Annotated in this window: 8 protein-coding genes; 4 read left to right on the top strand and 4 right to left on the bottom strand. The window is 48.3% G+C overall.

Going from position 1 to position 13,885, the window contains the following annotated elements:
- The first annotated feature begins 235 nt into the window (after positions 1-235).
- On the top strand, positions 236-1,159 hold the full coding sequence (locus CS562_RS11175; RefSeq protein WP_076290216.1) for a proline dehydrogenase family protein: 924 nt from the start codon (positions 236-238) through the stop codon (positions 1,157-1,159).
- A 167-nt stretch (positions 1,160-1,326) separates the two neighbouring features.
- Here the strand turns inward: CS562_RS11175 and CS562_RS32890 are convergent, their stop codons facing one another.
- Positions 1,327-2,541 carry a BclA C-terminal domain-containing protein gene (locus CS562_RS32890; RefSeq protein ID WP_180287101.1) on the bottom strand — a complete coding sequence of 405 codons (1,215 nt, stop codon included), beginning with the start codon at positions 2,539-2,541 and terminating at the stop codon, positions 1,327-1,329.
- Positions 2,542-2,995: 454 nt separating this feature from the next.
- On the opposite strand from CS562_RS32890, the gene CS562_RS11160 reads away from it, so the two are divergent.
- A complete protein-coding gene (locus CS562_RS11160; RefSeq protein WP_099855679.1) occupies positions 2,996-4,690 on the top strand; it encodes a sigma-54 interaction domain-containing protein in 1,695 nt (564 codons plus the stop codon).
- Positions 4,691-4,783: 93 nt separating this feature from the next.
- Positions 4,784-6,733: an AraC family transcriptional regulator gene (locus tag CS562_RS11155; protein ID WP_257219454.1), complete on the top strand. Its 1,950-nt coding sequence runs from the start codon at positions 4,784-4,786 to the stop codon at positions 6,731-6,733.
- Positions 6,734-6,929: 196 nt separating this feature from the next.
- Here CS562_RS11155 and CS562_RS11150 read toward each other — a convergent pair whose 3' ends face one another.
- Both CS562_RS11150 and CS562_RS11145 read right to left on the bottom strand, forming a co-directional pair.
- Entirely contained in the window at positions 6,930-8,999 is a 2,070-nt protein-coding gene (locus tag CS562_RS11150) for an nSTAND1 domain-containing NTPase (RefSeq protein ID WP_099855675.1), read from the bottom strand.
- A gap of 646 nt (positions 9,000-9,645) precedes the next feature.
- Positions 9,646-11,316: a PucR family transcriptional regulator gene (locus CS562_RS11145; RefSeq protein ID WP_099855673.1), complete on the bottom strand. Its 1,671-nt coding sequence runs from the start codon at positions 11,314-11,316 to the stop codon at positions 9,646-9,648.
- 190 nt (positions 11,317-11,506) lie between these two features.
- Between CS562_RS11145 and ald the strand changes: the two genes are divergently transcribed.
- Positions 11,507-12,640, top strand: a complete 1,134-nt coding sequence (ald, locus tag CS562_RS11140; protein ID WP_099855671.1) for an alanine dehydrogenase — start codon at positions 11,507-11,509, stop codon at positions 12,638-12,640.
- 151 nt (positions 12,641-12,791) lie between these two features.
- Here ald and CS562_RS11135 read toward each other — a convergent pair whose 3' ends face one another.
- Positions 12,792-13,709, bottom strand: coding sequence for a PD-(D/E)XK nuclease family protein (locus CS562_RS11135; RefSeq protein WP_099855945.1), 918 nt, complete (start codon positions 13,707-13,709; stop codon positions 12,792-12,794).
- Between the last annotated feature and the right edge of the window lie 176 nt (positions 13,710-13,885).

The raw sequence follows: 13,885 nt of genomic DNA, 5'->3' as shown, positions 1-13,885 counted from the left end.
CCTCCTTCAGATGTGGGGGTTCGCTGGCTGTTTGCCTGAGTTGCCATGCATTTTACTCATCACCCAATATATGTAGCAAGATCCGTGCCAACTCCGGTTGAAGAAGGAATATTTTTATAAATAAATGTTTTTCTTCAAAATTACCGCCCGTTTTCTTCTATGCAGAATAACCTTGGCATGATTATTGCTTGGTAACTTTGTTATAAAGAAACATGATCCATAAGGAGGAACCCCGATGAGTATCGGAACCGAAATGTACCGTAAAACGCTGCTGACCGTCGCAGGTAATAAAGCTGTGGAGAATCTCTCCATCAAATACGGCAAAAAGCTGGCTGGCAAATTTATTGCAGGCAACACACTGGAAGAAGCTCTCGAAGAGATTCGGGTACTCAACAACAAAGGCATTATGGCTACACTGGATCATCTGGGTGAGGGCATTACCCATTTAAGAGAAGCTGCGCTGTATCGGGATGAGTATATACGTCTGGTGGAGGGCATTGCCCGTCAGGGTGCGGACTCCAATGTCTCGCTAAAACCAACCCAAATGGGACTCGCGCTGGACCCTGAGGAAGGTTATCGAAATATACGAGCGGTTGCCACCCAAGCGAAGCTGCATAATCTGTTTGTGCGGATCGATATGGAGGACAGCCCGTTTACCCAAGCGACTTTGGATATTGTGCGCCGTTTGCACTCGGAAGGACTGGATAATACAGGTACGGTACTGCAAGCTTACTTGCATCGTACCGTGGAAGATACACGTGATATGATTCGGGAAGGCATCCGGCTGCGTCTGGTCAAAGGTGCTTACAAGGAACCTGCATCCGTAGCTTATCAGAACACTTCAGAAGTGATTGATCAATTCAAAACGATGATTCGCAATCATCTCGATCAGGGGGTATACACTGCGGTTGCTTCACATGATGACCACATTATTTCCTGGACCAAGCAATATGCGAAGGATCGGGGAATTTCCCCGGAGGCATTTGAATTTCAAATGTTGTACGGCTTGCGTATGGGCGAACAGGAACGTCTGGCCAGAGAAGGATACCGCATTCGTTGTTACGTGCCCTATGGAACCATGTGGTACCCGTACTACACCCGCCGTCTGGCTGAGAAACCCGCAAATCTCTGGATGGTGGTCAAAAACATGTTTAGATAATTTCCCGGCTGGATTCAGTTATATAAAATACAACGAGAAAAACAAAAACCATGCTGCCACTTTCTTTCAGGGCACATGGTTTTTTCTGTACAACACAACATTCCAGACAATGTCTAAAATATGAACATTCCCAATTTAAAATGTCTAATTTTATGGACACCAATTGATTATCTGCTCAATTGTTGAATGAGAATAGAAGCATTTGCATTGATCTGTGATCCGCCTGCTAGTGTTTGCAGATCAACAGCCGAGGCACTGGAATGATTTCGTAAAGTTATCACATCGCCGGGAGCAGCGGTAATAATAATCATTCCTGGATTCGGTTGAGTACCAGCTCCTGAACCATAGACACTGCCACCGACAGGGGCTCCGTTTTGATAAAGGGTAAATTGGTTTGCCTGAACACCTGTAATGATAAAGAACACCGCATAGTCCCCAGCATTACCAATATTAATTTCAGCCGTGCCAGGTGTATGAGTAATGTTGGTAAGGTTTTCGTTGCTATCGAAGGTTATATCCGTCTCGGTAGCTACAGACTGAGCTGAGGTGTTAAAAATATAGCCATACGATGCCAAACCTTGGCCTGTTGTACCGGTTGCCCCGGTAACTCCCGTTGATCCCGTAACCCCAGTGTCGCCTGTAACTCCTGTAACTCCAGTGCTGCCTGTCGCTCCCGTCACCCCAGTGCTGCCTGTTCCTCCCGTCACTCCAGTGCTGCCTGTTCCTCCCGTCACTCCAGTGCTGCCTGTTCCTCCTGTCACCCCAGTGCTGCCTGTTGCTCCCGTCACCCCAGTGCTGCCTGTTGCTCCTGTCACTCCAGTACTGCCTGTTGTTCCTGTTACTCCAGTGCTGCCTGTTGCTCCCGTCACTCCAGTACTGCCTGTTGTTCCTTTTACTCCAGTGCTGCCTGTTGCTCCCGTCACTCCAGTGCTGCCTGTTGCACCGGTTGAGCCTGCCCCTACACCTGTGGCACCTGTCGCACCTGTTACTCCTGTGGCTCCGGTTACACCTGTTGTGCTCAGTGCATCACTCAGTAATTCCTGGGATACCAATCGGTGAGCTGTGACTAACTCGCCTTCCGCGTCTTTGCCCCATACGGAAATTTGCGCTTCCGGGGCAGCGAGGTCTGCTGTGGAAAATATAAACTCGAACGCATCAAAATTTGCATTATAGTCTTTGGTTACGACCTGATTGGGAAGCACATTAAACATTTCTTCCACATATAACGTTCTGACTCCATCGAGATAGTAACCCAAAAGAAGAACGCTATATACATCTATTGAATCCCGATTATCGATTTTGACGGTGACGAATTGAGTGGGGCGGGTACCGGTTACACCTGAAATATTATTTTCAATGGGGCCGGTTGATAGAATGGCCATTTCATCAGCCTCCTTTTTATTTTTCTTCATGCGCATTGAGCCTTCTTATAGCATTATTCAGAAGTTTCTTAACGGTGTGGACCATTTATGTTCTATATGAATAATCACTTTAACAGCCCGGTACTGGGTGAGAGATAACAGTGTAGTTCACTGTTTCTTATGTTAGTTTTAATAACTCACATCTCACCAAAAATTTTAAATCGCCCATTTTAATTAACAATTATTCCTAAACCATAAAAATGAAAGCGTATAACAAAAATAACAAATCGATATCCCTCTCTTCTGCGCCGATACCATGTACGCTTCATGTCAAAAAATATATACACACTTCATTTGGAAAGCTATAATATGGGTAACTATCATCCCCACAATCATTTCATCTGGGGGCCGCTTGTAAGCAGCTCTTGCAACAGGTATAGTTTCCGAAAGTTATGCCCTAACTGAGGTGATATTGATGAAACATTTACTTCCAGAATTAATGACCTTATTACGTACAAATATGAGTATCCTGGATTCGGGCCTTTCCATGCCCGTTATCCCTTCAACCACTGGACTGGCCGAAGCCATCCCCCTATTTAATACCAGTCCTTATCTGTTAGTTCAGGATGATGGACCTCTATTGGGCTATATCGCTGTATCTGATGTTTTACAAGAAATGATGCATGCCCATCGGCTTATGGAAGCTTATTTCGAGACTACTCTGGAAACGGCAGGCTCCGCTCTGACATTGATTAATGAAGAAGCAAAGGTGACCTACTGGACATCGGGTGCGGAGCATGTTTTTTCCATCAACAAAAAAGATATCATTGGGAAACCGGCAGCGGATTTCTTTCCGCCTGATCGCCTTCAATCGCTCAAAACGTTATACACAGGGGAAACCGTGTATCGAAAGCAGCACCAGCCAAGACCCGATCTATTCGCCCTGATTAATGCACGTCCAGTGCAACTCGATGGACGTATTGTAGGCGCGGTTGCAGCTGAAGTGGATATAACAACCGAAATCCGTCTGCATCAAGAGTTATTACATATGACATCCAAAGTCCAACATCTGGAGAAAGCCGTTGCCCGTCTGCGCCCGGATTCCGATCCATTTTCCAGAATCAAGGGCAGCAGCCCAGTAATCAACCAGTGTCTGGAGACTATTCGCAAGATCAGCACCACCTCAGCTACCGTGCTTATTCTTGGAGAAAGCGGAACGGGCAAAGAGCTATTCGCCAAAGCCATTCATGACCTGCGTGAACCGCAGACAGCGCCGTTTATCGCTATTAACTGCGGAGCTATTCCTGGTTCATTATTTGAGAGTGAATTATTCGGGTACGAGAAGGGTGCATTTTCAGGGGCTGATCCCAAAGGAAAAAAAGGGAAGATTGAACTGGCCGAAGGCGGCACGCTCTTTTTGGATGAGATAGGTGAGATGCCACTGGAGCTTCAGGTGAAGCTATTGCGTGTATTGCAGGAGAAAAGTTACTTCCCTGTCGGTGGAACACGCATGAAACAGGCCAGCTGCCGGATTATCGCCGCAACCAATCAGAATCTGCTGGGCATGATCGCCCGCAATCAGTTCCGGGAGGATCTCTACTATCGACTGAATGTCATTAACCTCGTCATCCCTCCCCTGCGTAAGCGCAAGGAAGATATTTACGAGTTGACACAGACTTTCCTGCAAGAGTTTTCCTTGCTCTATAATCGTCATATTGAACTGGTTCCTCCTGAGGTGTTCAAGCTGTTATTCCAGTATGACTGGCCGGGTAATGTACGGGAATTAAGAAATGTGATTGAGCGGATCACCATTCTCACCACGGATGGCGAGGTCAAGCCCGAATATCTCCCTGACACCTTCATTGCATCCATGGATCAGGAACAATCCATTTTGCACGAGGCAGTACAGCTTCATCCACAGCCTGGTCTGGAATCAGTCTCTTCTAGTTCACCTGAAAGCTCGGACCCATCTGTTCCGATACATGAAGTAAAAAAAGAGGAGCCGCTGGATACTTCGACCCTATCCTATCAGGAGAAGTTGGACACCTACGAGTCGGATCTCCTGCTGCAATATCTGAAAGCCGCTGGAGGCAACAAAAGAACGCTCGCCCGGCAGCTAGGCATCTCCAGAGCAACGCTCTATAACCGCATGAAGAGGCTCGGTCTATGACCAGCCTCTTCTTGTCGTTATAATGAATGATACATAGAATTGTTAAGCCTCGATGAAGAAGGTTGGTTGTAGCACATGGAGATACAGAATCACATGATGTTGTGGAATCACGCTTCCTTCAACATATTTGATATCCGCCGCGTGGTAGTCCAAGCAGGTCAGACTTTGCGTCCCTATGTCTTGCCAGCCAGTGTCTTTATCATGTCTGTCCGCGGAAGTGCTCAGATTATACTCGATGAGACATCACACAATACACGACGTTTTCAGATTTTCCATGCGGGTAAAGGAAGCATTCTGAACGTAGAAGCCGGACAAGAAGAGTTCGAATATTATTGCGTTTATTATAAAGCAAAACTTTCACTGCCAGCCCATAGCGAACTTGCAGCACTAGCTGAACGTCTTCGTCCTTTCCACGTTACCTACAGCCTAATCCCTGCGGAACCCGTTATACTCTATCGCTGTTTGACGGACATGCATAAGGAATGGAGCAAAGCCGAAGCGCTTGGACATTTGCGTGCCAAGAGCCTGCTTTTTCAATTCATCACTGAAGTGATGAATCAGATGCAGACTCAAGGTGTACGTTCTCAGAAACGCGATCTGGCTGCGCAAATCATCACGATTATTCAGTCTCGATTCGCCGAAGCCATTACGCTGGAATTACTATCAGAAAACCTGAATTATAGCGTTCCACATCTCTCCTCCTATTTTAAAAGCCGGACCGGACTCAGCCCGATTGATTATCTCATTAAAGTACGGATCGAAAAGACGGCAGCATTGCTGCTGGAGACGGATGCCACCTTAAAAGAGATTGCATCCAGCGTTGGTTATCAGGACCCCTACTATCTGGGCAGACTGTTCAAAAAGTATAAAGGCGTCTCTCCCTCACATTTCAGAGCGGAGCATAGAGCCACCCAACGAGAAGATAGTCCTTCTACAACCATGAGATTATCCATTGGCCCTCCAAACCCCCTCAGCTATACTGTTGTAGATGATAATGATTATCAACGAGTTGGGGATGGAGAGGACGAATTGTACATGTACAGAGGATCAAGACCACCTATTACGGCGGTATTATTGCTTAGCTTTATGCTGTTGATCAGTGCTTGCGGGACGGAGGCTACAGGTAATAGTTCCTCGGGAGCAGCTGAGAATGCGACAACTCCGACCAATACCAAACAAGGACAAGCTGCTGGAACTACAACTGCCGAGCAACCACAGACCAAAACCGTATCCACGGTTACAGGAGATATCGAAGTCCCATTGCAACCCAAACGAATTGTAGCGGGTGAATATCTGGGCAGTCTGATCGCTCTGGGTGTAACTCCTGTCGGAACATCAAGTCACCACATTGCGAACCCCTACCTGCATGATGCGCTGAAAGACGTGGAGGATCTGGGAGATGGCAACGGCAACTTGGAGAAGATTGCTGCCATGGAGCCGGATCTGATTATTATGGATGATATGTACGCTGAAATGAATGAGCAGCTAACTAAAATTGCCCCGACTGTAATCATACCCTATGCCTCATTCAAAACCGTGCATGAAGAAGTTAGCTATTTCGGTGAGCTACTAGGTAAGCAAGAGGAAGCACAGGCCTGGCTTGCTGATTATGACCGCCGTACAGCCGCAGCGAAAGAACGAGTGCTCCAGGTTATACCTGCGGATAGCACATTCTCCATTCTGGAATATATGGGTAAAGATATTTCAACCGTTGGCGCCAACTATGGCAAGGGCGGACCCGTAATATACAATGTGCTTGGCTTCAAACCTCCAGCTGAGGTAATCGCTGAGTTAACCGATCCAGGCTGGGCGAGCCTCTCCACGGAAGTTTTGCCTAAATATGCTGGGGATTATATCGTTCTAACAACAGATAACCAGACGATGGAGGATTTAAAGGCTGACCCCATCTGGGGAGGATTGGACGCCGTCAAAAATGATCATGTATATATCTGGGGTGCTGATCGCTCCTGGTATTGGGACCCCATTGCCATTCTCACCCAAACGGAAGAACTGGTCGATTGGTTAGTGGAAACAAAGAATTAAAGCTTCAATTTCACTAACCAATCAGCATCATGGCCTCTGGATTTCATGGTCATCTGCTTGAGATTTATTTCAATCAAAAAAACACGCAGGACTGGCTCGATAAGCCGGTTACTGTGTGTTTTTTGGTTTATTCCAATGATATTAATTTATGATTGATGTTAATTTCCCATGAATCCATATTATTCTTTCAATCACGCTACAGTACTCTTGCCAGCCGGATCAAAGCCGCTCGTAGATGCCGATAGAATGTCGCCCGGCTCATTGAGCATGCCTGTGCTGCGGCAGTTGGATTGCCAGCATATGTCCAATAGGCCGCGTATAACAGCTTCTGATCCTGCTGCGAGATACCATGAACCCGGCCCTCCAGCAAATCCAGGATATGCGACTGTAGATGAATGCCATCCGTCATGCCATTCACTCGCCCTGCGGACTCATGCAATTCTCCGGGAGAATGCAGATGAGTCAGCATTTTGCGTAAATCCTGTTCGGACCAGGGTACCTGACTCACGCCAGATGTCCCCTGCTGTAACCCGCCGTTCTTTGCATCAGGAATCAAAAGAGACATCACCCAATCACCGAATTGTCCACTGCGCAAATCCAGATCTAGCACATCTGCCTGATCTGCATACAGGTCACATAAACGAGTACGTGCTCTCTTACTCCGAAAACCAATACTCTGCAAAAACAGCTTCAGATACGGATTGGTTGCGACCAGTATGACCCTGGCCCCTTCTCCCAGTAGGGACAACCGATCCAGTGACATATAACCCACAAGTTCTTCACGTTTGTAGCCTGGCACATCATCCCTTGCTGCAGCGAGTACCGCAAAGTGAGTATCCGTCTGGTCTGGATCACAATCCAGCTCTTCCGATGTGAAACATTCCTGCATCTCGGCTGGAAAATACTTGGACAACATCCCGCTGCTCTCCCGGTGCACGAGTACCGTAATGAACATCGCGATCGGATCGCCCTCCTTGTCTCGCATCAGTACAATCCCCTCAGGATAACGCTGTGCAAGTTCGTCTAAAAAAGCAGGATAAGACGGCGCCTGCCAAGGCTCCACACTATACTCACACCACTGTTGGAGTAATTTGTGCAACGCTGGCAAGTCCTCCGATCGCATCACCTCCATCGGAGAAAACAGTGAATCCGCAGACACATCAGCGTACTTCCGATGCTGGAGCATGGATTCCTGACACAAAAGGAGCATTTTCCTCGTAATCTGGCGTCTCTCATGTGGACCCGCTTGTTCATGGAGCGGCTTCAGCAGCCCCGCTATTCGCACACGCATAGCTTGCAGACGCTGTGGTTCACGTTGACGAAAATCCCGAAGCAGATGTAATCTGGCCATATCATGCAGCGCCAGACCATTAGGACCGGAACGGATGAACGACATGCGTCTCAAGACGTTATATTCCTCAAGCGTCACCTCTGTTTGCAGCACGGATGCCAACAATTCCTGATTCGCCGTTTCCAGCAGCGTTAATACCTCTACCATTGGGTGCAGGCGGGGAAGCGTCAATTCAAGCAGCAGCCTGGCACTAATCATTTGTGATACTTCGGTCCAATCGGAGATGGGAATATTCCTGCGCTGATCCGCAGCCTCTACAGCAAGCGCTAACCCGAGCGGATGTCCATCCGTCATACGCGCAATCGTCCCCGCTATGCTCCTGTTCAATGATCCCGCCACTGCAATATATTCGGACACTTCTTCACCCGTAAAATGTTGAAGAGGCATCTGCACGAGGCGCTGCCGCAACCTTGGATGTGTCCGCCACGCTGAAGCAGGCTCCGGTCGTGAGGCCAGAATAATAAGTACTCCATATAACGGAAGCTTGGATACAAAGACTTCCATAAACCAACTCTCCAGAAGAGCCAGTTCTTCATAGTTATCCACAGCAAGGACCAGCCGCCTCTTTACTGAAGTCTCACTCAGCAGGCTCAATGGTCGCGTGTGACCATCACTCCCCATTGTCTCTAGTCCCAATGTAGAGGAGAGATACTCCAAAAAGACCGACGGTGTAGAGCCGCAGGATCTGCCATCCATCCATATGGCGGTTGCTCCATGGTTCCGAGCAACGGACAACATCTCAGACAGCAAGGATGATTTACCGATTCCTCCCATACCCGTAACCGAAAAAATGGTTAAAGGTGCTTCCGGATTGTTGAGCCATCGGTCCAACACCATCAGTTCCTTGGCTCGACCCACAAAACGTTTTCCATGACCATAATGGCTATCGTATTGAATCTCACTACTGTTTTCCATCTGTGTCCTCCGCACTAGATACTGGTACTTTCCTTAACCGTATTTTCTCACAAATTGAGACTACATTGAGACGCACAGTTACATATGAAGTGATAAAATCTAGATAAAAGCCAAATTATAGTAAATATACAAAACAGCTGTTTGCAAACGTTTAACACAGGGTACATACATCTTTCATGAGGATGTTCAACATAATTCGCCATTCCGCTAATCGAGCACACCAATCAAGTGGGCATCCACCCATTTCGAACTTCATGCTTCCCTTTCAGAACCTATACAGCCCGATATTCCAGGAAAGGCGGATTTGTGTGAGAAAAAACCTCGATATCTGTAATCTGAGCGGACAACTAGGAATCAACCGTGAGCGACTTGATGAATGGTTGCGTCAAACCGGTGTTTCGTCCCAAAAAATGGAGACGGAGACTTTTCCGGAGCGCAGTTCTTCGCCATATCGCTTGGCCGCTCCCACCTCGTTATCCCTTGCACCTTCCTCCGGCCAACCCAAACTGTTCCGTGGCCGCCGTCCAGCTTCTGAAAACTCTGTATTACCAAGAGCATTACGACACGCTCGGCGCATCAGTAAAAATTGCTAGACTGTGCATGCTTTTCAATAATGCACAGTCTGGACTGTCACCAGCCTGATTCATCAAGACAGAAATTCCTGTTCCTCCTCGATCATGGCATGAGCAAGCAACGCCATCTCCAGGCAGATTCTTCTTTCCTGATCCATAAAATCAGGTCCCATTAATTCTTCTAACTTCTCCAATCTATTGTACAAGGTTTGCCGATGTATGAACAATTGAGCAGCCGCATCCCGCTTGGAACCGAAGTTTTGCAGGAAGGCATCCAATGTCTCCACCAGCCTTAGATGATGTGTCCGATCGTAGTCAATCAGAACGCCCAGATGATCATTCACAAAAGGCTGCAAAAACGATTGGGGCAATGCTTTAAGCATTTGATATATACCCATACGTTCGTAAAAATGAATATGTTTCAGCCGATCCACGGATCGTGAAACTTCGATGACCTGGTACGCTTCCCGCAGACTGTCCGGCAATCCTGTTAGTCGGTTACGCACCTTGCCAAATCCGGCATGGATCGTAACCTGCTTCAGGTTGCGACTCGCAAATCTCTTCACATCACTAATAATGCCTTCAAGTGATTTTACCAGTTGATTTCGTGTAGATGTCTTGTTCTCTTCCTTGGCACAGCATACATATACCTGATTATTTTTCAGCATGATGAGGCTGGCGAGATTGTTCTTTTTGAGCAAGGAACGCAGCAGCACCAGAATATCCTGATGATTGGTTTCCATTCGCTCACGCCCAATGCCTTTCAGACGGTGCTCCATCTCAATAACTCCGCCGGCAAACCAGTACTGTCCCTTCACCAACAGACGGAGCCCCATTCGGGTCTGCGCCTGCTCCTCTTGAAGAATGTTACCGTTCATCAGATCCTGGATCAGCTCATTCTGGTTGCGTACCATCTTCTCCTCCAGAAACTGAGAGCGCAAAGTCAGTGCGGCCGCAGCCTTCGCTGTATAATCGAGCAACAACTTAAGATACTCAACGGGTGCTGAAGGATGTACAACCATACCTACCGCGGAAAAGACCTGACCAAAACATACGACCGGATGACACAGTAACACCTGTTCCTCATCCAGATGGAACCATAACTCCGTGTCTGAATCATTGAGATCCAGATGCTCAACCTCCTGTTCATACCATGTGTAGATCGCTTGCTGTGTCTCGGAGGGTAACTCCGGCACAAAACTGCCCGGTTCCATGGATGAGATATACACAACCGGCTTGGCCGCATATTCATGCAGAAGGTTAAGCACAGCCGACATGTCTGTACTCTGTAATGTTCGCTGCTGAAGCTGACGGGAATAGGTTTCCAGACTCTTCAGCAGCTGGTGCTGATGATTAATAAGCAAAGCGTGAATATCTTGCGTGATCTCAACAAAACGGACCGGTTGCTCAAACACGATAAGTGGGAATTGATGCCTGTCAGCCAGTTCAATCAATTCTTCGGGAATGCCATGAATGCTCGTACCAAACTCCACGCAAAGCCCCGCCGCTTCGCTCCGGATTAACTGGAGCAGATATTCTTCGCGCCCTTCTTCCGATTGAAGCCATAGTCCAGTGGATAAAATAAGATCATGGGGACTTACAAAGGGAGAAACATTGGTGATCTCCAGCACATGAACCCATCCAACTTGACGTGATGTTCCTTCTTTCCCCGCAGCAAGCCGGGCTTTGGCAAAGACAGGGCGAGCCAGAATATCCTTTATCGTAAACACGCGGTCATTTCTCAATATCGATCCCTCATAGTGTCATTTTTTCTTACATTATAAGCGATGGACAAATGTCCTGAATAGTCTTTTCTCGACATTATGTTGAATCAATACTTCAAAACATAGACATGAGGTAAGGTGCAAAACGATGATCCAGGTCATAAACTTGTAGTATAAGCTAACAACCATTAAATGGACGAGGTGCATGGCGATGAGAATCGGAATTCCGAAAGAAATCAAAAACAATGAAAATCGTGTAGCAATGACCCCTGCTGGAGCTGCTGATTTTGTCAGAGCCGGACATCAAGTCATGATCGAACGTGGCGCAGGATTGGGCAGTGGATTCACTGACAACGAATATCAATCGGCGGGAGCGGAGCTTCGGGATACAGCTTCAACTGTGTGGGCAGAGGCAGATATGATCATCAAGGTCAAAGAACCCCTTGCCAGCGAATACGCCTATTTTCGCCCTGGCTTGATTCTCTTCACCTACCTGCACCTCGCAGCGGAACCTGCACTGGCAAAGGCACTGATTGAAAGCCGGGTGACCGCCATTGCGTACGAGACATTGGAAGTTAACGGGACGCTGCCTCTGCTCACCCCGATGAGTGAAGTTGCCGGACGGATGTCGGCTCAGATTGGAGCGCAGCTGCTGGAGAAAACGGAAGGTGGCAAAGGCATTCTGTTATCCGGCGTACCCGGCGTAAGCCGTGGCAAGGTCGTTGTTATTGGTGGCGGCACGGTGGGCACCAATGCCGCCAAAATCGCGATTGGTCTGGGCGCGGATGTGACCATCCTCGATTTGAATCTGAATCGTCTGCGTCAGCTGGATGATATTTTTGGTAATCAGATTCATACGCTGGTATCGAGTCCATCCAATATTGCGTCGGCTGTTGCGGCTGCCGACCTGCTGATCTGTGCGGTGCTGATTCCAGGCGCCAAAGCGCCAACCCTAGTCAGCGAGCAAATGGTTACCACCATGGCACCCGGTTCGGTCATTGTGGATGTGGCGATCGATCAGGGCGGAATTGTGGAGACCATTGATCATATCACGACCCACGATGAACCGACCTATGTGAAGCATGGTGTGGTGCATTACGCGGTAGCGAACATGCCAGGCGCGGTGCCGCGCACGTCTACGGTGGCACTGACTAACGCCACTATGCCTTATGCGCTGCAGCTGGCGAACCACGGTGCAGCAGCCGCGATTCGCGGCAGTGCGTCCATTCGCAGCGCGGTGAACGTGCTGAATGGACATATCACGTATGAGGCGGTTGCCCGGGATCTCGGGCATGCCTATGTTCCCGCAGGACAGGCGCTGGAGAATACCGCCACGGTCCAGTAATCTTGATATGACCGTTCCACCTGGCGCCTTGTCGCCGGCCTGTGGAACGTAATAGAAGCGCCAGTCCGGGCAGATCCTGTCCAGGCTGGCGCTTCTTGTTTTATTTTCATATGAAATAGGAATGAGTTCTGAAGATGCTTCGGGTGGCGCTCTATACTACACGTTCGCTGCACACCTCACGAAAATTACAGTCCCGGCAAACACGGCGTGAAGGCATTGGCGTGAAATACGAAACGTCCTTGGGACGGTTGTAATACTCATCATCCACACAGGAGCGCATCTCCGCAATATACCGCCCCACGTTCTCCTCCACCTTCAGGATATCCTCTTCCGTTGCCGTAAACTCTCGGTGTGTTCCGGTTAACAGGTACTCCACCCTCAGCTCAATCTGCTCCAGTGGAACCCGGTAATGCTCCCTCACATAGGATGCGTACAGCATCAGCTGATCCGAGAAGTCATCCTCCTTGCCCGTCTTCCAGTCCACAATGACGATGTTGCCGTTGCTGCGACGATATAACAAGTCCATCTTCACATACACACGCGTATCGTGCAGCATCATCGTATCCCATTTCTCAATCTCCAAAATATCCGTACTTGCACGGGACAGGTCCTCCCACGTGAGCGTCTGGTACAAATTACCGACACAGGCCGAGGCTCGTTCTTTAATTGTCGCAATCCGGTCATTCAACGTGTCATCCCCGTAATACATCTCAGACAACATCACCCGGTTCTTGGGATCGAGCCGCCACTGATCTTGATCCATTGATTCCACATACGCCTGATTCAGCAGCTTGCGCATCGTCAGTTCCAGAAAGTGCTCACGAGGTTTATCCTTGCCTTCTTCCCTGCTGCGAACCGCCGATTCACACATCCGATGCGCGAGGTCACCGAATACGAGGTATAGATTACTGAGCTGCTTCAATCGATACAGACGTACCTGCATCTCATCAGCTGAATCTGCCTTCCAGCCGTTATGGGCTCCATAATAATGATAATAATATTTGCGCAGGCACTCATCGAACATACTCGCCCGCGACTGCGAATAAGACCACTGCGGGTATTGTGCCATAAGATATTCTGCCTTTCTGTATGCCGGATCTGCATGAGATCCCTTAATGCTCACAGTATATAGGAAAGAGCAAAAACGTCGCAAGCACCCCTTCCGTAATTTTCTTCTATCCGCAACCGTTTCCGATTCAATGCGTAACGTTTATATAGTAACATCACCAAAAGATGAAATTACAG

Origin of the sequence: Paenibacillus sp. LK1, assembly GCF_002750415.1 — a bacterium.
GTDB classification, from domain to species: Bacteria; Bacillota; Bacilli; order Paenibacillales; family Paenibacillaceae; genus Paenibacillus; species Paenibacillus taichungensis.
Note: the sequence above shows the minus strand (reverse complement) of the source record. Positions and strands in the feature narration are given on the sequence as shown.

Coding starts and splice junctions, on each gene's coding strand:
- ald (WP_099855671.1), top strand. CDS start 11,507: ATGAGAATCGGAATTCCGAAAGAAATCAAAAACAATGAAAATCGTGTA.
- CS562_RS11160 (WP_099855679.1), top strand. CDS start 2,996: ATGAAACATTTACTTCCAGAATTAATGACCTTATTACGTACAAATATG.
- CS562_RS11135 (WP_099855945.1), bottom strand. CDS start 13,709: ATGGCACAATACCCGCAGTGGTCTTATTCGCAGTCGCGGGCGAGTATG.
- CS562_RS11155 (WP_257219454.1), top strand. CDS start 4,784: ATGATGTTGTGGAATCACGCTTCCTTCAACATATTTGATATCCGCCGC.
- CS562_RS11175 (WP_076290216.1), top strand. CDS start 236: ATGAGTATCGGAACCGAAATGTACCGTAAAACGCTGCTGACCGTCGCA.
- CS562_RS11150 (WP_099855675.1), bottom strand. CDS start 8,999: ATGGAAAACAGTAGTGAGATTCAATACGATAGCCATTATGGTCATGGA.
- CS562_RS32890 (WP_180287101.1), bottom strand. CDS start 2,541: ATGGCCATTCTATCAACCGGCCCCATTGAAAATAATATTTCAGGTGTA.